Below are 21,421 nucleotides of genomic sequence, written 5' to 3' on the forward strand. Positions count from 1 at the left end.
AATCAAAATGTGGGAGGGGGCTTGCTCCCGATGAGGCCATCAGCCTCACAACAGAATTCAGGAAAGGTGCTTTATGACAGCAGCCAACGTTTACCAACAACGCCCCACCACCAGCGCCAAGGCCGAGTCGTCGCTGCATCATGCCGACCTCGCCAGCCTGGTTGGCAAGGGCCGCAAGAACGCCGGCGTGACCGTGCGCGAAAAAAAGCTTCTCGGCCACCTGACCATCCGCGGCGATGGCCATGATGCTGCCTTCGCCGCTGGCGTACACAAGGCCGTCGGCATTGAGCTTCCCGGCCCGCTGAGCGTGGTCGTCAAAGGCGAAACCAGCCTGCAATGGCTCGGCCCGGATGAGTGGTTGCTGATCGTGCCAGGCGGTGAAGAATTCGCCGCCGAACAGAACCTGCGCGCCGCCCTGGGTGAGCTGCATATCCAGGTCGTCAATGTCAGCGGCGGCCAGCAGCTCCTTGAGCTCAGCGGCCCCAACGTGCGCGACGTGCTGATGAAGTCCACCAGTTACGACGTACACCCCAACAACTTCCCGGTGGGCAAAGCGGTGGGCACAGTGTTTGCCAAGTCGCAACTGGTGATCCGCCATACCGCTGAAGACACCTGGGAGCTGGTGATTCGTCGCAGCTTCTCGGATTACTGGTGGTTGTGGTTGCAGGACGCCTCGGCCGAGTTCGGCCTGAGCGTTCAAGCCTGAGGAGTGACCCATGAGCCGCGCACCCGATACATGGATTTTGACTGCCGACTGCCCCAGCGTGCTCGGCACGGTGGACGCGGTCACCCGCTATTTGTTCGAGCAGGGCTGCTATGTCACTGAACACCATTCGTTCGATGACCGCCTCTCCGGCCGGTTTTTCATTCGTGTGGAATTCCGTCAGCCTGATGGTTTCGACGAGCAGGCGTTTCGCGACGGCCTGGCGACACGTGGTGAAGCCTTTGGCATGATTTTCGAGCTGACCGCGCCGAACTACCGGCCGAAAGTGGTGATCATGGTCTCCAAGGCCGATCACTGCCTCAATGACCTGCTCTATCGCCAGCGCATCGGGCAACTGTCGATGGACGTGGTTGCGGTGGTCTCCAACCATCCCGATCTCAAGCCGTTGGCCGACTGGCACCAGATTCCCTACTACCATTTTCCGCTGGACCCCAACGACAAACCGTCCCAGGAGCGCCAGGTGTGGCAGGTGGTGGAAGACACCGGCGCCGAGCTGGTCATCCTTGCGCGCTACATGCAGGTGCTGTCGCCGGAACTGTGCCGCAAGCTGGATGGCAAGGCCATCAATATCCATCACTCGTTGCTGCCGGGTTTCAAGGGCGCCAAGCCCTATCACCAGGCCTACAACAAGGGCGTGAAGCTGGTGGGCGCGACGGCGCACTACATCAACAACGACTTGGACGAAGGCCCGATCATCGCCCAGGGGGTGGAGGTGGTGGACCATAGCCACTATCCCGAGGACTTGATTGCCAAGGGGCGCGATATCGAAGGGCTGACCTTGGCCCGGGCAGTGGGGTATCACATTGAGCGGCGAGTGTTTTTGAACGCCAATCGGACGGTGGTGCTCTGACTGGCGCCATCGGGAGCAAGCCCCCCGCCCACAGGAGAATGCATTTCAAATGTGGGAGGGGGCTTGCCCTCGATGAGGCCCTCACAAACAACGCAAAAACAGCATCTGTACCCGAGCACTTAAACGCGCTGCCCATCCAAAGGTGCAACGCAGTTCCACAAAAACAACAGCGAGGTGAAAGCATGTCTGGTAATCGTGGTGTCGTGTATCTCGGCAACGGCAAGGTCGAAGTACAGAAAATCGACTATCCAAAAATGCAGGACCCCCGTGGCAGGAAGATCGAGCACGGCGTCATCCTGCGCGTGGTCTCCACCAACATCTGCGGCTCCGACCAACACATGGTGCGCGGCCGCACCACTGCCCAGACCGGCCTGGTGCTCGGACACGAGATCACTGGCGAAGTGATCGAGAAGGGCAGTGACGTTGAAAACCTGAAAATCGGCGACCTGGTTTCCGTACCGTTCAACGTGGCATGCGGCCGCTGCCGCTCCTGCAAGGAACAACACACCGGCGTATGCCTGACCGTCAACCCGGCCCGCGCCGGTGGTGCCTATGGCTATGTAGACATGGGCGACTGGACCGGTGGCCAGGCCGAATACGTGCTGGTGCCGTACGCCGACTTCAACCTGCTGAAACTGCCGGATCGCGACAAGGCCATGGAGAAAATCCGCGACCTGACCTGCCTCTCCGACATCCTGCCCACCGGTTACCACGGCGCCGTCACGGCCGGCGTTGGCCCTGGCAGCACCGTGTACATCGCGGGCGCCGGCCCGGTCGGCCTGGCGGCGGCGGCATCGGCACGCCTGCTGGGCGCGGCGGTTGTGATCATCGGCGACGTCAACTCAATCCGCCTGGCCCACGCCAAGGCCCAGGGCTTTGAAATTGTCGACCTGTCCACCGATACGCCGTTGCACGAACAAATCGCCGCATTGTTGGGCGAGCCGGAAGTGGACTGCGCAGTCGACTGCGTGGGCTTTGAAGCACGCGGCCATGGCCACGACGGCGTCAAGGCCGAAGCTCCGGCCACCGTGCTGAACTCATTGATGGGTGTGGTGCGTGTGGCCGGCAAGATCGGTATTCCCGGCCTGTATGTGACCGAGGACCCGGGTGCTGTGGATGCTGCTGCGAAAATGGGCAGCCTGAGCATTCGCTTTGGCCTGGGCTGGGCCAAATCCCACAGCTTCCACACGGGGCAGACGCCGGTGATGAAGTACAACCGCCAGTTGATGCAGGCGATCATGTGGGACCGTATCAACATTGCCGAGATCGTCGGCGTGCAGGTGATCAGCCTGGATGATGCGCCACGTGGGTATGGCGAATTCGATGCGGGCGTACCGAAGAAGTTTGTGATTGATCCGCATAAGTTGTTCAGTGCGGCGTAACACGTTGGGCAAATAAAAAGGGCGACCAGTGTGTCGCCCTTTTCATTTTGTAACCAGTGCTCACGCCAGTGGGCGCGCGCTCTGCTTATTGACGTAGTAGATCAGTTGTAAATGAACGAACATTTGGAAATGTCCGAATTTTTGCAGAAGTCGTCATTCCATTGTGTACCCGGCGCTGCAGCCCAGCTGTTGACGGGTTTCAACGCGACTCTGACACCGGCATCACCCGATCCCTCATAGCTGCAAATGACCGCTTTGGTTTCGTCTTTGTACTTGGCATCGGTGAATTTAGATTCGTCCAAGTAGCTGGGTTTTGCTTCTTTATTCTCACCTTCCCAAGTGAGGCCGTTGGGGCCTGGCGCCGAGTAGGAATAGCCCCCTTCCCCCATTTCAGTTTGCTTGATGGTTGAGATAGGTGGGCAAGTTGCTGTGGCCGCATAGGCATTCCCGGTCAAGGCAAGCATTGCGAAAGCTCCCGCCGTCAGTGCAATTCTCATGATTCAAATCCTTCTGGTATCAGTTGCTAATGGAGCTGGGATCCTCGTATGCCATATCAGTAGCGTCTACTGTCAGAAATGACAGTTGATAAGAGTAATTGGTTATAAGTAACTTAATCTCTAGTTCGAATGCCACTCAATGACGCCGATGACTGTCATGAGCAAATAATCTAAGGCACCGAAAGCCAAATGTAGGAGGGGGCTTGCTCCCGATAGCGGAGGTTCAGTCAGTCCTGTTGTGACTGACCTACCGCTATCGGGAGCAAGCCCCCTCCCACAAGGGTTTTATGGTGTTTAGGGGATCAGCGTGTGGCCAGCGCGCCTTGGTAGACGGTCGGGCCTGTCGGCTGTTTGCTCACCGAGCCACCCTTGGTCTCCGCACTCACCATCAACTCTACCGGCTTGCTGATCGATTCCTGCTGGCGCGGGTTAAGGCCAATGATGCCCTTGCCATCTTCCGGCAGCAGTCCTAGCGAAATAGGCGTGCCGCCTTCAGGAATGGCCCACAGCTCCAGGCTCTGGTCCGGTGCTGGCGCCGTGGAGGCAATCGGCTGCACTTCCAGGTAATCCTTGTGAGCCATGATCTGGGCAGCCGGCTGTTGGGTAGTGGTCACCAACGTCGCCGCGGATTTGACGCTGTCCTGGGTGTAGAGCGCGCCGCCAATGCCGGCAACCACCACCACACAGGCGCCGATGAACAGGCGTGGGCGGCTCCAGAACGGAGGCTTTTGCTCAATCACTTGGGGTTGGATCGCAGTCATAAGTCTCTTCCTGACAAATTTTGTAGTCAGTGCATGGACCCGCTTATCCCCGATGGGTTCCAGATCGGCCTTGGAACAACCGACGAGATACCCAGTCGAACACCTGCTTTTGCTCCTACATTTAGAGGTTGTCTTGATGAAAATTTCACGCGGTTTCGCCCTTTCCTGCCTGATGACCCTGGCAGCAGGCCCGGTGTTCGCCGCAGGCTTCAGCCTTGGCGAAGCGGCCAATGCCATCTCGGGCATGCAAGGCGGTAACAACAAGGCCGCAGCCGCTGCACCGTCGTCCGAGACGGCCGGCTTGCTCAGCGCCCTGACTTCGCAACTCAACATCACCCCCGAACAGGCTGTTGGTGGTACCGGCGCGATGCTGGGCCTGGCCAAGAACAAACTGAGTGGCAACGACTATTCGCAATTGGGCAACAGTGTTCCGGGCCTAGATCAGTTGTCGGGCAACAACGCATTGGACAGTCTCGGCGCCTTGAGCGGCATGCTCGGCCAGAGCGGTGGCAGCAAGACTAGCGGCCTTGATGGTTTGCTGGGGAGTGTGAAGGACACCAACGACCTGGATACGGCGTTCAGCGCATTGGGTATGGACAGTGGGATGGTCAGCCAGTTTGCGCCCGTGATTCTGCAATACCTGGGTGGCCAAGGTGCCAGCCATTCAGTGTTGAGCAAGCTGTCCCAGGCGTGGGGTACGGGTAGCTAGGTGTATTGAGGTGGCTTTCGTACAGGTGCCAGTCATTTTTATCGATGTTAGTGGTTTAGTTCGTACGTGAAAAAAAACATTGGGCTGTAGGGAACTGTAGGCAGCGTGACGCCACACATTGTTGCCTTTCAGGTCCGTTACCCACGAATCTGGAAGGCTTCATTAATTCTGAGTCAAGCGGTGTCAGTATGATTGAAAAACAATTGTCACGTCCCCGAAGAAATGTCGATGTGCCTGATCTTCAATATAGCCCGGAGGAACAGGCTATGCGTGAGCGCTTAGAAGAGCTGGGAATTGACCCTGACGAGTCTGTAAAAAGCACGGCTCACCTTAGTCATTGCAATATTTGGTCGAGAGTTTCCGTGTATTTGCCGGCGTGAACCCGAATGTCAGCCAGTGGGCGAGTCGCGGCAGGTCGTATTCGGTGAGGTAAATCAGGCCGGCCTGGACTGCACCAAATCGCTTTCCAACTCCGCAGGCCCAATTCAGGTCGCGGAGTCTTTTATTGTCGACCGAACAACGCAATGGTTGGTGCTTGAATAACCAGCAAGCTTGTTTGGTGAACTTAAACGCTTGGGCGGCGAACACTTGCGGGGCAGGCCCATGGATTTAAAAACTCCGAAACGCTCGATGTTGCAGTAGTTAGAGTTAGGCTGCTTGGCGGAGATAATTTTTGCGAATATTAGGGAACGGTAGGATGCGTGCCTGCCACTGAGTTAATACCTTTCGTAGTGTTGCGATAGGTGATCTGTAAAGGTCAATCAACTAACTTAGTGGTGATCGAATGACTACTGTTAATCCGCTGCTGTCAGCATTTCAGAATACGTACAACCAACTCAACAACGAAGTGCAGAGCGAAAAGCCTAGTCAGATTGGAGATATAGCGCGACTCATAGGCGTTCCGGCGAGTTTGTTGCAGGACTTGCGTCATGACTTTAAGGCAGCGTCTGATGGGCCTAACTCTCAACGGGCGGCAGATAACCTATTGAAAGGGCTGCAAAAGTTAGAGAAGTTTACCCTGGGGTCCTCCATGGCCAAGGAGATGCCAGCCGGTATGGAGCCACCTGCTGGCGGCAAGTCTTTTGTGAAAGGAGAAAACGGCGAGGCCAAAGAGGTCACCATGGCCAAGGAGATGCCAGCCGGTATGGAGCCACCTGCTGGCGGCAAGTCTTTTGTGAAAGGAGAAAACGGCGAGGCCAAAGAGGTCACCATGGCCAAGGAGATGCCGGCCGGTATGGAGCCACCTGCTGGCGGTACGTCTTTTGTGATAGGGGCAGACGGCCGACCCGAAGAGATCTCATTGGACACTAAAGCTGACAGTGTGGTTACGGCTCTCAAGAAACTCCTGGACGATGATGCGACCCAAACAGATGTCAAACAGGCCGTTTCAGCTTTGAGTTCGGCTTTGCAGGGTCTCACTGGCGCTATGGGCAATGACCCTGAAAAGCTAAAGGCAGCACTGCTGGACAGCATACGTTCTCAGGCTTGAGCCTCGGTCTGGATACCCTGAGATGTCCGGGCCTGATGATTGATCTTGGCGCACTCATTTGAAGAACTCTTCAAGGCGTTGGTCTTTCTCTTTCCAGAGCTGGTTCACCCAGCTCTGGAGGGTCTGGCGAAACGCCGGATCATTCTCGTAGTCTCCCTGCCACAGCGCAGGGTCCAGCTCGCGGGTGCGGATATCAATGATCACCTTCGGTACCGCGCCGCTGATCAGTTCCCAAAACCCTGGAATCTTTTGCTGTGGATAGACCACGGTGACGTCGAGTACCGCATCCAGTTGTTCACCCATGGCCGCCAGCACAAATGCCACTCCACCGGCCTTTGGCTTGAGCAGGCGCGCGAATGGCGAACCCTGCTGTGTGCGTTTGGCCTCGCTGAACCTTGTGCCCTCCAGGTAATTGACCACCGTCACCGGCTGGCGCTTGAACAGCTCGCAGGCCTCTTTGGTGATCTTCAAGTCCTGGCCCGCCAGTTCCGGGTGCTTGGCCAGGAACGCCTTGGTGTAGCGCTTCATGAACGGGTAGTCCAGCGCCCACCAGGCCAGGCCGAGGAAGGGTACCCAGATCAGCTCTTTTTTCAGGAAGAACTTGAAGAACGGCGTGCGCCGGTTCAGTGCCTGGATCAGCGCCGGAATATCGACCCAGGATTGATGATTGCTGATGACGAGGTAGGACGTATCACCGCGCAGGTCGTCGCCACCACGGATATCCCACTGGGTCGGGATGCACAGCGAAAAGATCAGCTTGTCGATCTCGGCCCAGGTCTCGGCGATCCACATCACCGCCCAGGACATGTAGTCGCGAAAGCGACCCGGGGCCACCAGCTTGAGCAGGGCAAACACCATCAGCGGTCCGAACAGTACCAGGGTGTTGAGCAATAGCAGCAGTGTGACGAAACAGCCGGTGAGCAGGCGGCGCATAAATAACTCTTGGAATCTTGTGGGCGGGCCATCATAAGCAAGCTGAGTCTAGAGGCCAAATCGCAAATCGGTGCACGAATGTTTCACAATGTGCCGTGTAGGGTGGCCGTCACTAACTAAGTGCCGCGTTTGCGGTCTAGAATCCGCCTACTTCTTTCCGAGGAACTCACTTCGTGAAACTGTTATTTGCCTCCCTAGCTCTAGTGGCCCTGCCTGTCATGGCCGCTGAACCGACCCTCTACGGTCGCTACGAATACATTCAGTTGCCGGAGATCGGCGAAACCTTCAAGGCCAAGATGGATACCGGTGCGCTGACCGCCTCGCTGTCGGCCCGGGACATCGAGACCTTCACCCGCGACGGCGATGATTGGGTGCGTTTCCGCCTCGGCGGCAAGGACGCCGGCAACAAAGTCTACGAGCATAAGGTGTCGCGCATCAGCAAGATCAAGAGCCGTGCCGACGAAGACGACGACAAGGACGAACCTGCCGTGGCCAAGCGCCCGGTAGTCGATCTGGAAATGTGCCTGGGCAACGTCAAGCGCACCGTCGAGGTCAACCTCACGGACCGCAGCAGCTTCAATTACCCGCTGCTGATCGGCGCCAAGGCGCTGCGTGAATTTGGCGCGGCGGTGAACCCGGCACGTCGCTACACTGCCGACAAACCGGACTGCTGATTGAACCCATGCCGCACATCCTGATTGTCGAAGACGAAGCGGCGATAGCCGACACGCTGATCTTTGCCTTGCAAGGCGAGGGCTTCACCACCACCTGGCTGACCCTCGGCCAGGCGGCGCTGGAGCATCAGCGCCAGAGCCCGGCCGACCTGATCATCCTCGACATCGGCCTGCCGGACATCACCGGCTTTGAAACCTGCAAGCAACTGCGTCGGTTCAGTGAAGTGCCGGTGATGTTCCTTAGTGCCCGGGATGCCGAGATCGATCGGGTGGTAGGGCTGGAAATCGGTGCCGACGATTATGTGGTCAAGCCCTTCAGCCCACGGGAAGTGGCGGCGCGGGTCCGGGCGATCCTCAAGCGGGTCGGCCCAGGCGTGGCGCCGACGCAGTTCCAGGTCGACCTGGAGCGTATGCAGATCAATTATCGCGGGCACCCGTTGAGCCTCACGCGCCATGAGTTCCGCCTGCTGCAAAGTCTGCTGGAACAACCCGAGCGCGTGTTCAGCCGCGAACAATTGCTGGACGCGGTGGGTGTGCCGGCCGATGCGGGTTACGAGCGCAATATCGACAGCCATATCAAAAGCCTGCGCAGCAAACTGCGCAGCGTGGCGGCGGACGCCGAGCCGATCCAGACTCACCGCGGCCTCGGCTACAGCTACAGCCCGAGCAACGGCTGATGCGCCTGGGGCTGCGGATCTTCCTGGTGTATGCGTTGTTTATCGGGCTGACTGGTTACTTTGTGCTCAATACGGTGATGAAGGAAATCCGCCCCGGCGTGCGCCAGTCCACCGAAGAAACCCTGGTGGACACCGCCAACCTGCTGGCTGAAATCCTGCGTGAGGATGTGAAGAACGGCACCCTCGGCCAGAGCCATTGGCCGGCGCTGCTCAAGGCCTATGGCAGCCGCCAGCCGGGAGCGACGATCTGGGGCTTGCCGAAAAACCAAGTCAACCACCGCATCTACGTCACCGATGCCAAGGGCACGGTGCTGCTCGACTCCACGGGCGAAGCGGTGGGCCAGGACTATTCGAAATGGAACGACGTGTACCTGACCCTGCGCGGCGAATACGGTGCGCGCTCCACCCGCAGCGCTGTGGAGGATCCTGCCTCATCGGTGATGCACGTGGGCGCGCCGATTCGCGATAACGGCCAGATTATCGGCGTGGTCACCGTGGCCAAGCCCAACAGTTCATTGCAACCCTATGTGGACCGCACCGAGCGCCGTCTGCTGTGGTACGGCGCCGGGCTGGTGGTGCTCGGCTTGCTGCTGGGCGCTGTGTTGTCATGGTGGTTGAGCGTTGCGCTGCGGCGGTTGACGGCTTATGCCGAGGCGGTCAGCGAAGGGCGGCGCGCCGAGTTGCCCCATTATCGGGGCGGCGAGTTGAAGCAGTTGTCCACCGCCGTGGAGCACATGCGCACGCAGTTGGAGGGAAAAGCTTATGTCGAGCGTTACGTGCACACCCTGACCCATGAACTGAAAAGTCCGTTGGCAGCGATTCGTGGCGCGGCGGAGCTGTTGCAGGGCGATATGAGCCGTGAACAGCAGCAGCGTTTTGTCGGCAACATCGACAGCGAAAGTGCGCGCCTGCAGCAGTTGATCGAGCGCTTGCTCAACCTGGCCCAGGTGGAACAACGCCAGGGGCTGGAAGAGCAGTCGAGCATCCCGCTGGCGGCCATGGTCGAGGACGTACTCAAGGCCCAGTGTGCGCGGATAGAAGGCGCCGGCTTGCACGTCGAGCAAGCGATTGCCGCCGACGTGAAGGTGTTTGGCGAACCCTTCCTGCTGCGCCAGGCCCTGGGCAATCTGCTGGACAACGCCCTGGATTTCACCCCGCCCGGTGGTGCGCTGCGGTTCAGTGCGCAGGTGCGGCATAACGATGTGCAAGTCAGCCTGTTCAACCAGGCCGAGGCCATTCCCGACTACGCCTTGCCGCGTTTGAGCGAGCGCTTCTACTCGTTGCCACGTCCGGCCAGCGGGCGCAAAAGTACCGGCCTGGGCCTCAACTTTGTCGAGGAAGTGGTGAAGCTGCACGGCGGCTCGTTGCAGATCGGCAATGTGCCTGGCGGGGTGCAAGCGGTGCTGCATCTCCACACAGTCTCCACATTACCCACATAAATCCCCCACACGTCTTCCTCAGACTCTCCCCATTCAAACAGGGAGAGACCCATGAACCGCAGCCTGCTTTTCAAACTTGGCGCGATTGCGCTGCTGATCCTGCTGTTGTTGATTCCGTTGTTGATGATCAACGGCATCATCAGCGACCGCCAGCAACTGCGCGACGGCGTCTTGATGGACATCGCCCGCAGTTCCAGCTACGCCCAGCGCCTGGCCGGGCCGGTCATGGTGGTGCCGTATCGCAAGACCGTGCGCGAATGGAAGCTCAATGAAAAGCTCAACAAACGCTACGAAGAAACCCGTGAAGAGCGCGGGCGTTTGTACTTTCTGCCGGACCGCTTTGAGCTCGACGGCAAGGTGCAAACCGAGCTGCGGGCACGGGGCATCTACCAGGCGCGATTGTTCCATGCCGACAACCGTATCAGCGGGCGTTTCGAGTTGCCTGCGCAGTTGGGCATCACCGAAAACTTTGCCGATTACCGTTTTGAACCGGCGTTCCTGGCGGTGGGTATCAGCGATATTCGCGGGATTGAAAACGCCCTGAAGCTGGAACTGGGTGATCAGCGCCTGGAATTTTCGCCGGGCTCCCAAGTGGACTGGCTGGGCGAGGGCGTGCATGTGACGTTGCCGGAGCAGGACGGCAAGCAACCTGTGGTACTGGAGTTCGCCTTCGACCTGCGCCTGCAGGGCACCGAACAACTGCAAGTGGTGCCGGTGGGCAAGGCCAGCCAGGTATCGCTGGCGTCCAACTGGCCGCACCCGAGTTTTATCGGCAACTTCCTGCCGGCTCAACGGGAAGTCACCGACCAGGGCTTCAGCGCCAACTGGCAGACTTCATTCTTTTCCACCAACCTTGAGCAGGCGCTGCAAAGCTGCCTGGATGGGCAAGGCTGCGAGGATTTCACCAACCGCAGCTTTGGCGTGAATTTCATCGACCCGGTGGACCAGTACCTCAAGAGCGACCGTGCGATCAAATACGCGCTGCTGTTTATCGCCCTGACCTTTGCCGGCTTCTTCCTGTTCGAAGTGCTCAAGAGCCTGGCGGTGCACCCGATCCAGTACGCGCTGGTGGGCGTCGCGCTGGCGTTCTTCTATCTGCTGCTGTTGTCGTTGTCCGAGCATGTGGGCTTTGCCCTGGCTTATCTGATATCCGCCAGTGCTTGCGTTTTGTTGATTGGTTTCTATGTGTGCCATGTGCTGCGCAGCGTTGCCCATGGGCTGGGGTTTTCGGCGGGGTTGGCGGCATTGTATGGCTTGCTGTACGGGCTGCTGAGTGCCGAGGATTACGCGCTGCTGATGGGCTCGCTGTTGCTGTTTGGCCTGCTGGGTACGGTGATGGTGCTGACGCGAAAATTGGATTGGTATGGGGTGGGTAAGCGTAAGGTGGAGGAGGAGCAATGATCGGATTGCGCGAAGATCAGCAGCTGAAGGACAGGATGGTCAACTTCCTCAATCACACCGCCGCTCACTGTAGGAGCGAGCTTGCTCGCGAAGAACGCATGGACACCGTGTTTAGTCAGGTGACCCGCGTTATCGTTGACGATTTTCGCGAGCAAGCTCGCTCCTACAGAGGGCTCGTCAAACCGGCGGCTGGGTCTGCAGCATCGAAGCCCGCTGGCTGACCTCGGCGTACCAGGCGGCGAGCTTGGGATTGTCCGAGCGCCATTGCAGGCCTGGGTGACGGAAGTCCAGGTAACCCAGGGCACAGGCCACGCTGATGGCGGCAATATCGAAATGGCTGGTCAGTTCGGCAATTGCGTCCTGTTCCAGCTCCGCGAGGGCGCGGCGGATCTTGTTGCGCTGTTCATCCAGCCATTGGTTCCAATGCTTTTCCACCGGGCGCATGGCGGTTTCATAGCGCACCAGCACGGCGGCATCCATGATGCCATCGGCCATCGAGGCCAGGGTCAGGCGCCGCCAGCGGGCCGAGCCATCGCGGGGGATCAGCGGGTTGCCCACATGCTGGTGATCGAAGTAGTCGAGGATTACCCGGCTGTCATGCAGTACCGAACCGTCGGCCAGGCGCAGGGCCGGGATCTTGCCCACGGGGTTGCCTTGCACCACTTGGGCGTCCGGGTTGACCGGGGTCGGCAGGCAGGCGTGCAGGGCCACGCGGTCCTGCTGGCCGGTCTCGATCAGCAGCACGCGGACTTTGCGTACGAAGGGTGAAGCGGGGTTGTGGAACAAGGTCATGCTGGGGGCGGACATGGGCATTCCTCGAAATGGACTGTGGCTAGCGTAGAGGCTTGCGCAGTGGCTGGCGAGGGGGATTTTTAGTGATCCTGAGAGCCTCATCGGGGGCTTGCCGCCGATGAGGCCCTCAGCCGCGCCGCTTGCCCAACGCCCAGGCACCAATGGCCGCAGGTATGCCCAACCCCACCCAACTCAATGAATCCCACACCCCGTCCCCCAGCAGCGCCGCAAACAACCCTGCGGCGCTGAGCAGGCCAATCCCCATTGGTATGCCAAACACCTTCCAGAAATTCGACTGCCGCGGCTTCATACCTTGGCCGCCTTGCGCCGCACGATCCACAGGTAAATCCCACTCACCAGCACGACGATGGTCAGCACATCCAGCACCGCCCACAGGATCTTCATCGGCATGCCGCCGTAATCACCGAAGTGCAGCGGTTGGGACAGGCCCATGGCGTCCATGTACCACGGTCGCTCGGCGATGGCGGTAACGGCCAGGGTGCTGGCGTCAATCAGCACTGGCGTGAGCAGATGAGAAGTCAGGTGGGTGCTGCCCTTCATGAATACGGCGTAGTGGTGTTCACTGGAAAAACGCGTGCCGGGGAAGGCGATAAAGTCCGGCTCCATACCGGGCGCGGCCTTGGCGGCAATGCTCAGCAACTCGGTGGCCGGTGCGCGATGGGTCAGCGGCGCGGCGGTTTTGTAGGGTTCGATCATGGCGCTGAGGCTGTCCTGGCGCCAGGCGGCGATGAGCAGGTCGGCGCAGGCACTGATCACGCCGGTCACGCCCACGACCAGCGCCCAGGTCAGGGTAACCACGCCAATCAGGTTGTGCAGGTCGAGCCAGCGCAGGCGGGTGGACTTGTCCTGGCGCACGGTGGCAAATTTCAAGCGGCGCATGAACGGCAGGTACAACACCGTGCCCGAAATAATCGCCAGCACAAACAGAACACCCATGAATGCCAGCAGCAACTTGCCCGGCAGGCCGGCGAACATATCCACATGCAGGCGCAACAGGAACAGGGTAAGGCCGCCATTGGCCGAGGGCATTTCGACCGTTTCGCCGGTTCGGGCATCGAGCATGAAGGTATGGGACGAATTCGGCTCGGTGCCTGCCGTGGCCGCCATGATCGCGATCACTCCGTTCTTGTCGTCTTCGTCCCAGGCCAGGTACTGCATGGCCTCGCCGGGACGATGAGCCTGGGCCTTGGCCACCAGCTGTTCAAGGTTGAGCCGGGGCGTATCGGCGGGCATCTGCGCCAACTCGGGCTCGTTGCCCAGCAGATGGTCGATCTCATGGTGGAACACCAGCGGCAGGCCAGTGAGGGCGAGCAGCAGCAGGAATACGGTGCAGATCAGGCTGGTCCAGGTGTGGATGAAGGACCAGCGGCGGATGGTTTTGCTTTTCATTTTCTAGCCTTCAGACACACCAAGGCCGCCACGGTGACGGCCTGGTGGTTAACGCAAGCGATTACCACTGATACGTGGCGCTGGCGACTACGCTGCGTTGGTCGCCGAAGTAGCAGTAGGAACCGTCGCAGGTGGAGATGTAATCCTTGTTGAACAGGTTGGTCGCGTTCACTTTCACCGACGCACCCTTGAGGCTTTTGTCCAGGCGGCCGAGGTCGTAGTGCACAGTGCCGTCGAACACCGTGTAGGCGTTGGCTTTGCCGGCCCAGGTGTTGGCCTGGTCGCCGTAGGTATTGCCAGTGTAGCGGACGCCAAAACCAATGCCGAAACCGTCGAGCGCGCCAGTGTGCCAGGTGTAGTCGGTCCACAGCGAGGCTTGCTGGTTGGGCATCAATTGCAGGCGGTTGCCTTTGAAGTCGCCTTTTTGCACTTCGGATTTTGCCAGGGTATACGCCGCGATTACCTTGAGGTTTTCGGTGACGTCAGAGATGGCCTCCAGCTCCAGGCCTTTGACTTTCACTTCGCCGGTCTGGTCGGTGACAGACACTCCACCGGACTGGAAACTGCTGACCAGAACGTTCTTCTGGGTCAAGTCATACACCGCGGCACTGAGCAGCGTGTTCGAGCCCGGCGGTTGGTACTTGATCCCCAATTCCCACTGTTTGCCCTCGGTGGGTTTATAGGACTCTGTAGGGGAGGCGCTGGCGTTGCTCGCTGGCTGGAACGATTCGGCGTAGGAGATGTACGGTACGAAGCCTGAGTCGAACACATAGCTCAGTGCCGCATTACCGCTGAAGTTCTTACTGCGGTCAGTATTGGTCGCATCGTTTTTGTTGAAGTACGTGGTGCCTTGGTGCACCCAGTCTTCACGGCCGCCCAGGGTCAGGCGCCAGTTATCAAGAGCCATCTGGTCCTGGACGTAAAGGCCGGTCTGGATGGTTTTCTGGTTGTAGTCGTAAAAAGCACCGGAGCGTGTGGGGCGTTCAACCGGCGTGGTGTTGACCGGGTTGAAGATGTTGACTCTTCCGGCCGTCCCGTAGATCGACAAGTAAGAGGTATCGGTACGCTGGTGGTCCAGTCCGAGCAGAAGGGTGTGGGTGACGTCGCCGGTGGCAAAGTCGGCCTGAAAGTTGTTATCTACCGCCAACTGTCCGATGTTCTCGTCCACATTGGTCGACGAGCGGTCAATATTGCCCGCAGCGTCGACCGGCGCCCAGCCATAGGCACCTACGGTTAATTGCTGGAACGACAATTCTGATTTGGTGTAACGCAGATTCTGTTTGAACTGCCAAGTATCGTTGAAACGGTGCTCGAATGCGTAGCCGAGTGCGTAATAGGTACGGTCGTAGAATTCGTAGTCCGGATCGCCCAGGTTCTTATGATGCGAAACGTCACCCAGTGGCGACTTGATCTTGGTGCCGACTATCGGCAGGAACTGGCTGGTGGCACCGGTATCGTCACGGGTGAACTGCGACAGCAAGGTCAGCTTAGTATCGGTATCGATGTTCCAGGTCAGGCTGGGCGCGATGTTGTAGCGTTTGTTGTCGATATGGTCGACCTGCGTACCGGCATCACGTACCACGCCGCTGAGGCCATAGAGAAACTGGCCTTCGTCATCAATCCTGCCGGTGCTGGCGAAGTTGATCTGGCGATAATTGTCGCTGCCGTATTGCACCTGGATGGCGCTGCTCTGTTCGGCGCTGGGACGACGGCTGACCATGTCCAGCAGGCCGCCCGGTGGGGTCTGGCCGTAAACCGATGAGGCCGGGCCGCGCAGCAAGGCGAGGCGATCCAGATTCCAGGTTTCGGCTTTCGGGTTGGCATACACCCCGCGTGGCAGTGGCAGGCCATCGAGGAATTGCGTCGGCTCGAAGCCGCGTACACGCATCCAGTCGTAACGGGTGTCGCTGCCGTAGCTGGCGGACACGATGCCGGGCATGTATTTGACCGCGTCGTCGAGGTTCTGGACGTTGCGGTCCTGCATCTGCTCGCGGGTAGCCACCGAGATCGAGCGTGGCGCCTCGACCAGCGCGGTGTCGGTCTTGGTGCCGGCGGCGGTGCGCTTTGCGAGGTAGCCCTCCACCGGCCCCCAAGCGCTCTCATAGCTGTCCTGGCCGGTGATATTGGTAGTCGGCAAGGCCACGACGCCTTCCGGAACCGGCACCAAGGTGTAAGTGCCCGCACTGCTTTGTTCCAACTGCAACCCAGTACCGCGCAACGCTTCACGCAGCGCGCCCTGCGCATCGAACTGGCCCTTGACCGGGGCCGAGGTCTTGCCGGCGGCAAGTGTCGGGTTGAGGGTCAGCGCCAGGCCGGCCTGGCTGGCGATCTGGTTCAGGGTGGCGGCCAATGGCGCGGCCGGCAGGTTGTAGGCACGCATGCTGGAGGCTTGTTCAGCGGCGGCCAGTGCGGTGCTGGTCAGCGGGGTGCCGAGGGCGATGGCCAGAGCTAACAGGCTGGGGCGCAACAAGGTGTCTAGCATGCGGGACATAGGGCGGCTCCTGAATGGAAATATTTCTCAATTGCCTAGGTGCCGAACGAGAAGCGAAAAGTGATAGGGCCAGGTGAAACTATTTTTTTGGTGGTTTGTTTCAGGGCCTCATCGGAAGCAAGCCCCCTCCCACAGTTGACCGCGTTTTACCTGGCTGAACGCGGTCAACTGTGGGAGGGGGCTTGCTCCCGATGGCGATTGCCCGGTCACCACAGAATCTAAGGCTTGGCAGTTACGGTCACCCACCACGGCGTGTGCTGCTCGATCTGCACGGGCAAGGTCGGCAACAGCGCATTCAACGCCAGGGTGGTGTCGTGCAGCGGGAAGCTGCCGGTGATGCGCAGGTCGGCTACGCCTTTATCCACACCCAGGTAGCCGGTGCGGTAGCGACTCAGTTCATTGACCACATCCCCCAGGCGGGCGTTGTCGACCACCAGCATGCCGCGGGTCCAGGCATCGGAGGCCGGGGTGACGGCCAGTGTCGGGCCCAGGCCGTCGCTGCGCATCAACACCTGCTGACCGGCCTTGAACACCTGTTCCTGATGCAGCGCCTCAGGTTGGGCAGCCACCGCAGAGTGCAATACGCTCAGGCGCGTAGCCTGGTCTTCGCGCTTGACGATAAACCGCGTGCCCAGCGCTCGCAGACTGCCGTCGCGGGTTTGCACATAGAACGGGCGCGCATCGTCGTGGCCGGTTTCGACGAGGATTTCGCCTTCCTGCAACACAATCAACCGGCGTTTTTCGTCGAAGCGCACATCAATGGCGCTATGGGTGTTGAGGTTGATCTGCGTGCCGTCTGCCAGTTTCAGTGTACGTTGCTCGCCGGTGGCGGTGCGCTGGTCGGCCAGCCAATAGTGGATCGGCACGTACCGCTCGCCGGCAAACAGCGCCAGGCCGCACACCAGCACGATACTCGCCAGGCCACGGCCCAGCTTGCGCACGCGCTGGCGAATGCCTTGGCGCGATTGTAGCAACGCCGCCCGCGCCGGGCCCGAGGCCACGCTGAAACGCTGGTCGAGCATGCCCAATTGGCGCCAGGCGCGGGCATGTTCCTCATCGCTGGCCAACCATTTGGCGAATTCCTCGCGTTCCACCGCGCTGCCCTCGCCCGAGTCGAGGGACAGTTGCCAGGCAATCGCGGCATCCAGCACCCGCGCTGACACCGGTTTGGCACTGACGGCGGTCACGACGGCTCGCCGTACAGCGCGATGTAGCACTGGCGAATGCCCTGGGCCAGGTACTGGCGCACACGGGGCACCGACACGCCGAGGCGCCGGGCGATTTCTGCATGGCCCAGGCCGTCGAGGCGGTTATAGAGGAAAGCGGCGCGGGCCTTGCTCGACAGCCTGCCGAGCAGACGGTCGATGGCCTTGAGGTCTTCGAGGATCAGGTGCTGTTCTTGCGGCGAAGGGTGTTCGCTTTCCGGGATCAGCATCAATTCGGTGAGGTAGGCCTGTTCCAGGGCGGCGCGGCGGAAGTAGTCGAACAGCAAACCCTTGGCAATGGCCACCAGGAACGCCCGGGGTTCACGAGGTTCGCGCAGCTCATCCCGGCCCAGCAGGCGCATGAAGGTGTCCTGGCTCAGGTCTTCGGCGCGGCTTGGGCAGGCCACGTTGCGCCGCAGCCAGGCCAGCAGCCAGCCGCGATGGTCGCGATACAACGCGCCAACAAGCTCACTGTGTGGAGTCTGGACCGACGACACGGCATCACCGAATAAATAAGGGGCTTTAACTAACGAGAATTATTCGCGATTGTGTCAGAGGCGTGAGGTGGGTGCAATTGGCGTCTGTCGGGATGCCATTAAAAGGATGGCGCTTGTTGACGGCGTTTCCATTGGGCCAAACGCTCTAGCAGAGCCTGGGGCGTGTCGATCTGCTGCTGCCTGGCACGGCTGAACAGGATCAGCATCAGCTCCGCCGTAGCCAGTGCGTCGGCGCTGGCGTGATGGCGTTCGCCTGCTTGAAGCTTGAAGTGGTTGAGCCAGTCGTCCAGGCCGGCTTCGCGCAGCGTGACGTCGGGGCACAACAGAGGAGCCAGGTCGGCTACATCCAGCACGGAGTGGGCCATTCGATAATCCAGGCTGTCCTTGAGCGCCCGGCCCAGCATGTGTTGATCGAAGGGCGCATGGAAGGCCAGCAACGGGCTGTCGCCCACGAACGTCATGAAATCCAGCAGCGCCTCGGCCGGGTCGCTGCCGGCGGCAATCGCGCCGGGGCCGAGCCCGTGGATCAACACGCTGGGGCTGAGCTTGGTGTCGGTACGTTGCAGGGTGCGTTCAAACAGTTGGGAAAAATCCACCGCACCGTCCTCGATGACCACGGCGCCGATGGACAGCACCTGGTCACGATTAAGGTTCAGGCCGCTGGTTTCCAGGTCTACCACTACCCAGCGCTGGCTGCGCAGCGAGCCGTCGCCCAATGCGCCAGGCTTGGGCAATTGCGCCAGGCGCTGCTGTTGCGCGGCATCCAGCCCAGGTTTTTTCTTGTGTAACCAACTGAACAGACTCACAGCTGATACCGCAAGGTCAGGCTGCTTTGCAGGCGCTGGGCCTGGCGCAGGGCTTCACGCAGGATACGCCGGTCCAGATGGTTGAGGCTGTCGGGGTCGACGCGGTTGGAATAGGGCAGGTTTTCACGGGTCTGCAACTGGTGCTGCTGCATACGGGTCTGCTGGATAAAGTGGTAGGCCTCTTCATAGGCGGCACCATCCAGCGGCTCGATCACTTGCTTGGCCACCAACTGGCGCAGGCGTTCCAGGGTGTTGTTGGCGTGGATGCCATTGGCCAGGGCCAGCAAGCGCGCACCGTCTACGAAGGGGGTAAGGCCCTGCACCTTGAGATCCAGGGTAGCTTTCTCGCCGCCTTTACGGGTCAGCACGAACTCGCGCAAACGTCCTACCGGCGGGCGCTGGCGCAGTGCGTTTTCGGCCAGCATGCGCTGGAACAAACGGTTATCGGCCACCTGGTCGAGAATGCCCTGGCGCAGTTGCTCGCAACCGCGCTCATCGCCCCACACCACGCGCAAATCAAAATAGATACTTGAGCCCAACAGATTTTCCGGCGTCGCCTCACGAATAAATGCACCGAAGCGCCGTGCCCACTCCACTCGCGACAAACACAGCTCGGGGTTGCCGGCCATGATATTGCCCTTGCACAGGCTGAAGCCGCACAGCGCCAGGCTCTGGTTGATGTGCTGCGCCAGGGGCAGCAAGCGGCCACGGATTTCGGCGGCTTCGACAGCGTCCCTGGCCTCGAACAGGATGCCGTTGTCCTGGTCGGTGTACAGCGTTTGCTCGCGGCGGCCTTCGCTGCCGAAACACAGCCAACTGAACGGCACACCGGGGTCGCCTTTTTCCACGAGGGTCAGTTCGATCACGCGGCACACGGTGTGGTCGTTGAGCAGCGTAATGATGTGGGTGATCTGGGTGGACGACGCGCCATGGGCGAGCATGCGCTCCACCAACTGGCCAATCTCACCGCGAATCGCCACCAGGTTTTCCACTCGGGGCGCGTTGCGGATGGTGCGGGCCAGGTGCACCAGGTCCACACGTTGCAGGGAGAACAGGTCACGCTCGGATACTACGCCACACAGGCGTTGGTCCTTGACCAGGCACACATGGGCGATATGCCGCTCGGTCATGGCGATGGCCGCATCGAAGGCGCTGTGGTCCGGACTCAGGAAAAATGGCGCCTGGGTCATATGAGCTTCAATGCCCTGGCTGAAATCGCTGGTGCCATCGGCCACCACCTGGCGTAGATCACGCAGGGTGAAAATGCCCAGTGGCGCCTTGTGCTCGTCGACAATCACAATGCTGCCGACTTGCTGCTCGTGCATCAGCGTCACCGCTTCACGCAAAGGCGTGTGCGGGCTGCAGGTGACCGGGTGGCGCATGGCCAATTCGCCCAGTCGAGTGTTCAGCGAGTATTGGGTGCCGAGGGTTTCCACGGCTTTTTGCTGTACCTGCTGGTTGACCTGATCGAGCAGGCTGCTGACCCCACGCAAAGCGAAATCCCGAAAAGCGCTGGAAAGGGCGAACAGCTTGATAAACGCGGGCTTGTTCAGTAACAGGCAAAAGGTGTCTTCGGCGGCTTTATGTTCAGTGCGGGTAGCGCGCTCGCCCAGCAACGCGGCGAGGGGGAAGCACTCGCCGGTGGTGATTTCGAAGGTGGTGTCGGCCGAGTCCGGTCGTTCGCCGACGACGCGGCCCTGCTTGACGATATAAAAGTGCTCGACCGGGCCACCAGAGGGTTTGAGGATGCTGTCGCCGGGTCCGTAGAAGCGTAGTTGGCACTGTTCCACCAGAAATGCCAGGTGCGCCTGCTCCATCTGGTTGAATGGCGGGAAGCGTTGCAGGAATTGCAGGGTGCCGTGGATGTTCTGCAACACCGCAGTTTTTCCTGCCTGTGCGAATGCATCAGCTTTACTCATAACAGTGACCGCAGTTTTTTGTCGTTATCGTGCTGCATGGTCGACGCCTGCACGGCGGGTGCCCATTGGACGTAAGTCTAGGTTGATGAGAACCGCGCAAAACTAGGGAAAAGCCTTACATGACTATCGTCCGAACCCCGTAGAACGCCCACTAGGCAAACTTTCCGACGAAGTGCACATTGTTCGCCCTTCCGCAGATGTCTGACGAGTGCTGGGAGATTGATTAGAACCGCTGAGAAACGTATGACCGACCACGATATTTTGAGTGATGCCGAGCGCGAGGCGCTGAGCGCCGTGATGCTGGAGCCTGATTTACCGCCACAACGCGTGCTGATCGTGGACGACGACAAGGATGCGCGTGAACTGCTGGCGGAGATTCTGGGGCTGGACGGTATTCGCTGCATGACCGCCGACAGTGGTGCGGCGGCGTGGGATTTGTTGAAATCGAGCAGCTCCATCGGTTTGCTGATCACTGACCTGCGCATGCAGCCCAGCAACGGTCTGGAGTTGATTCGCCAGGTGCGTGAGTCGACCCGGGCGGCGCTGCCCATCATCATCATGTCGGGGGACGCGGAGGCGCCGGATGTGATCGATGCGATGCATTTGAGCGTGGTGGATTTCTTGCTCAAGCCGATTGATAGCGTGAAGTTGGCGAAGTTGGTGAAGCGGGAGTTGGGGATGGCATCCTGATTTTTGTGAGGCTGTGATGGCCTCATCGGGAGCAAGCCCCCTCCCACATGTTGAACTGCGAACACTTCAAGAATG

The 21,421-nt window shown here is 59.9% G+C and carries 21 protein-coding genes and 1 pseudogene; 10 read left to right on the plus strand and 12 right to left on the minus strand.

The window, feature by feature from the left end; all coding sequences use genetic code 11:
• Positions 1-73 precede the first annotated feature (73 nt).
• The 3 genes from KVH01_RS07460 (at position 74) to fdhA (ending at position 2,956) form a co-directional block, all read left to right on the plus strand.
• Entirely contained in the window at positions 74-706 is a 633-nt protein-coding gene (locus KVH01_RS07460; RefSeq protein WP_217880924.1) for a sarcosine oxidase subunit gamma, read from the plus strand.
• 10 nt (positions 707-716) lie between these two features.
• Positions 717-1,574, plus strand: a complete 858-nt coding sequence (gene purU / locus KVH01_RS07465; protein WP_005792124.1) for a formyltetrahydrofolate deformylase — start codon at positions 717-719, stop codon at positions 1,572-1,574.
• Positions 1,575-1,756: 182 nt separating this feature from the next.
• Positions 1,757-2,956, plus strand: a complete 1,200-nt coding sequence (gene fdhA, locus KVH01_RS07470; protein ID WP_005792122.1) for a formaldehyde dehydrogenase, glutathione-independent — start codon at positions 1,757-1,759, stop codon at positions 2,954-2,956.
• Between the two features lie 101 nt (positions 2,957-3,057).
• Here fdhA and KVH01_RS07475 read toward each other — a convergent pair whose 3' ends face one another.
• Positions 3,058-3,453, minus strand: coding sequence for a DUF3757 domain-containing protein (locus KVH01_RS07475; RefSeq protein ID WP_217880925.1), 396 nt, complete (start codon positions 3,451-3,453; stop codon positions 3,058-3,060).
• Positions 3,454-3,755: 302 nt separating this feature from the next.
• Entirely contained in the window at positions 3,756-4,214 is a 459-nt protein-coding gene (locus KVH01_RS07480) for an anti-sigma factor domain-containing protein (RefSeq protein WP_057022908.1), read from the minus strand.
• Between the two features lie 136 nt (positions 4,215-4,350).
• Here KVH01_RS07480 and KVH01_RS07485 point away from each other — a divergent pair, with 136 nt between their 5' ends.
• Complete coding sequence (locus KVH01_RS07485) at positions 4,351-4,923, plus strand: DUF2780 domain-containing protein (RefSeq protein ID WP_217880926.1); 573 nt, start codon at positions 4,351-4,353, stop codon at positions 4,921-4,923.
• Positions 4,924-5,707: 784 nt separating this feature from the next.
• Positions 5,708-6,412, plus strand: coding sequence for a hypothetical protein (locus KVH01_RS07490; protein ID WP_217880927.1), 705 nt, complete (start codon positions 5,708-5,710; stop codon positions 6,410-6,412).
• Positions 6,413-6,466: 54 nt separating this feature from the next.
• Here KVH01_RS07490 and KVH01_RS07495 read toward each other — a convergent pair whose 3' ends face one another.
• Positions 6,467-7,345 carry an acyltransferase gene (locus tag KVH01_RS07495; RefSeq protein ID WP_217880928.1) on the minus strand — a complete coding sequence of 293 codons (879 nt, stop codon included), beginning with the start codon at positions 7,343-7,345 and terminating at the stop codon, positions 6,467-6,469.
• A 173-nt stretch (positions 7,346-7,518) separates the two neighbouring features.
• Here KVH01_RS07495 and rloA2 point away from each other — a divergent pair, with 173 nt between their 5' ends.
• The 4 genes from rloA2 to creD are packed head-to-tail and all read left to right on the plus strand — an operon-like array spanning position 7,519 to position 11,536.
• Positions 7,519-8,019, plus strand: a complete 501-nt coding sequence (gene rloA2, locus KVH01_RS07500; protein WP_057013965.1) for a retropepsin-like aspartic peptidase RloA2 — start codon at positions 7,519-7,521, stop codon at positions 8,017-8,019.
• Between the two features lie 8 nt (positions 8,020-8,027).
• Positions 8,028-8,696, plus strand: a complete 669-nt coding sequence (gene creB, locus KVH01_RS07505; protein ID WP_217880929.1) for a two-component system response regulator CreB — start codon at positions 8,028-8,030, stop codon at positions 8,694-8,696.
• Positions 8,696-10,135 carry a two-component system sensor histidine kinase CreC gene (creC, locus tag KVH01_RS07510; protein ID WP_217880930.1) on the plus strand — a complete coding sequence of 480 codons (1,440 nt, stop codon included), beginning with the start codon at positions 8,696-8,698 and terminating at the stop codon, positions 10,133-10,135. The genes creB and creC overlap by 1 nt, the downstream gene beginning before the upstream one ends.
• Before the next feature lie 51 nt (positions 10,136-10,186).
• The gene (gene creD / locus KVH01_RS07515; protein ID WP_217880931.1) at positions 10,187-11,536 is read left to right on the plus strand and encodes a cell envelope integrity protein CreD; all 1,350 of its coding nucleotides are present in this window, start codon (positions 10,187-10,189) and stop codon (positions 11,534-11,536) included.
• Between the two features lie 65 nt (positions 11,537-11,601).
• Here the strand turns inward: creD and KVH01_RS29755 are convergent.
• From KVH01_RS29755 to KVH01_RS07555, 9 genes and pseudogenes are all read right to left on the minus strand, one after another.
• Positions 11,602-11,691, minus strand: a pseudogene (locus KVH01_RS29755) (outer membrane lipoprotein carrier protein LolA); the annotation flags it as partial.
• Between the two features lie 22 nt (positions 11,692-11,713).
• The gene (locus KVH01_RS07520; protein ID WP_217880932.1) at positions 11,714-12,343 is read right to left on the minus strand and encodes a glutathione S-transferase N-terminal domain-containing protein; all 630 of its coding nucleotides are present in this window, start codon (positions 12,341-12,343) and stop codon (positions 11,714-11,716) included.
• Between the two features lie 112 nt (positions 12,344-12,455).
• Positions 12,456-12,638, minus strand: coding sequence for a hypothetical protein (locus KVH01_RS07525; RefSeq protein ID WP_124402125.1), 183 nt, complete (start codon positions 12,636-12,638; stop codon positions 12,456-12,458).
• Positions 12,635-13,738, minus strand: a complete 1,104-nt coding sequence (locus KVH01_RS07530) for a PepSY-associated TM helix domain-containing protein (RefSeq protein WP_217880933.1) — start codon at positions 13,736-13,738, stop codon at positions 12,635-12,637. The genes KVH01_RS07525 and KVH01_RS07530 overlap by 4 nt, the downstream gene beginning before the upstream one ends.
• Positions 13,739-13,799: 61 nt before the next feature.
• Positions 13,800-16,229 carry a TonB-dependent siderophore receptor gene (locus KVH01_RS07535; protein ID WP_217880934.1) on the minus strand — a complete coding sequence of 810 codons (2,430 nt, stop codon included), beginning with the start codon at positions 16,227-16,229 and terminating at the stop codon, positions 13,800-13,802.
• Between the two features lie 218 nt (positions 16,230-16,447).
• Positions 16,448-17,416 (minus strand): FecR domain-containing protein, encoded by a 969-nt coding sequence (locus KVH01_RS07540; protein WP_217880935.1) that lies wholly within the window; start codon positions 17,414-17,416, stop codon positions 16,448-16,450.
• Positions 17,413-17,931 carry an RNA polymerase sigma factor gene (locus tag KVH01_RS07545; RefSeq protein ID WP_043049751.1) on the minus strand — a complete coding sequence of 173 codons (519 nt, stop codon included), beginning with the start codon at positions 17,929-17,931 and terminating at the stop codon, positions 17,413-17,415. Before KVH01_RS07545 ends, KVH01_RS07540 begins: the two co-directional genes overlap by 4 nt.
• 98 nt (positions 17,932-18,029) lie before the next feature.
• Positions 18,030-18,737, minus strand: a complete 708-nt coding sequence (locus KVH01_RS07550; protein WP_217880936.1) for a 3'-5' exonuclease — start codon at positions 18,735-18,737, stop codon at positions 18,030-18,032.
• On the minus strand, positions 18,734-20,656 hold the full coding sequence (locus tag KVH01_RS07555) for a putative nucleotidyltransferase substrate binding domain-containing protein (RefSeq protein ID WP_217880937.1): 1,923 nt from the start codon (positions 20,654-20,656) through the stop codon (positions 18,734-18,736). The genes KVH01_RS07550 and KVH01_RS07555 overlap by 4 nt, the downstream gene beginning before the upstream one ends.
• Positions 20,657-20,899: 243 nt before the next feature.
• Here KVH01_RS07555 and KVH01_RS07560 point away from each other — a divergent pair, with 243 nt between their 5' ends.
• On the plus strand, positions 20,900-21,346 hold the full coding sequence (locus KVH01_RS07560) for a response regulator (protein ID WP_043049748.1): 447 nt from the start codon (positions 20,900-20,902) through the stop codon (positions 21,344-21,346).
• The last annotated feature ends 75 nt before the right edge of the window (positions 21,347-21,421 follow it).

Source organism: Pseudomonas khavaziana (genome assembly GCF_019145205.1).
Classification (GTDB): Bacteria; Pseudomonadota; Gammaproteobacteria; order Pseudomonadales; family Pseudomonadaceae; genus Aquipseudomonas; species Aquipseudomonas khavaziana.

Excerpts from the sequence above, each read along its gene's own strand:
- KVH01_RS07460 (WP_217880924.1), top strand. The coding sequence starts at position 74 with ATGACAGCAGCCAACGTTTACCAACAACGCCCCACCACCAGCGCCAAG.
- purU (WP_005792124.1), top strand. The coding sequence starts at position 717 with ATGAGCCGCGCACCCGATACATGGATTTTGACTGCCGACTGCCCCAGC.
- fdhA (WP_005792122.1), top strand. The coding sequence starts at position 1,757 with ATGTCTGGTAATCGTGGTGTCGTGTATCTCGGCAACGGCAAGGTCGAA.
- KVH01_RS07475 (WP_217880925.1), bottom strand. The coding sequence starts at position 3,453 with ATGAGAATTGCACTGACGGCGGGAGCTTTCGCAATGCTTGCCTTGACC.
- KVH01_RS07480 (WP_057022908.1), bottom strand. The coding sequence starts at position 4,214 with ATGACTGCGATCCAACCCCAAGTGATTGAGCAAAAGCCTCCGTTCTGG.
- KVH01_RS07485 (WP_217880926.1), top strand. The coding sequence starts at position 4,351 with ATGAAAATTTCACGCGGTTTCGCCCTTTCCTGCCTGATGACCCTGGCA.
- KVH01_RS07490 (WP_217880927.1), top strand. The coding sequence starts at position 5,708 with ATGACTACTGTTAATCCGCTGCTGTCAGCATTTCAGAATACGTACAAC.
- KVH01_RS07495 (WP_217880928.1), bottom strand. The coding sequence starts at position 7,345 with ATGCGCCGCCTGCTCACCGGCTGTTTCGTCACACTGCTGCTATTGCTC.
- creB (WP_217880929.1), top strand. The coding sequence starts at position 8,028 with ATGCCGCACATCCTGATTGTCGAAGACGAAGCGGCGATAGCCGACACG.
- creC (WP_217880930.1), top strand. The coding sequence starts at position 8,696 with ATGCGCCTGGGGCTGCGGATCTTCCTGGTGTATGCGTTGTTTATCGGG.
- creD (WP_217880931.1), top strand. The coding sequence starts at position 10,187 with ATGAACCGCAGCCTGCTTTTCAAACTTGGCGCGATTGCGCTGCTGATC.
- KVH01_RS07520 (WP_217880932.1), bottom strand. The coding sequence starts at position 12,343 with ATGTCCGCCCCCAGCATGACCTTGTTCCACAACCCCGCTTCACCCTTC.
- KVH01_RS07525 (WP_124402125.1), bottom strand. The coding sequence starts at position 12,638 with ATGAAGCCGCGGCAGTCGAATTTCTGGAAGGTGTTTGGCATACCAATG.
- KVH01_RS07530 (WP_217880933.1), bottom strand. The coding sequence starts at position 13,738 with ATGAAAAGCAAAACCATCCGCCGCTGGTCCTTCATCCACACCTGGACC.
- KVH01_RS07535 (WP_217880934.1), bottom strand. The coding sequence starts at position 16,229 with ATGTCCCGCATGCTAGACACCTTGTTGCGCCCCAGCCTGTTAGCTCTG.
- KVH01_RS07555 (WP_217880937.1), bottom strand. The coding sequence starts at position 20,656 with ATGAGTAAAGCTGATGCATTCGCACAGGCAGGAAAAACTGCGGTGTTG.
- KVH01_RS07560 (WP_043049748.1), top strand. The coding sequence starts at position 20,900 with ATGACCGACCACGATATTTTGAGTGATGCCGAGCGCGAGGCGCTGAGC.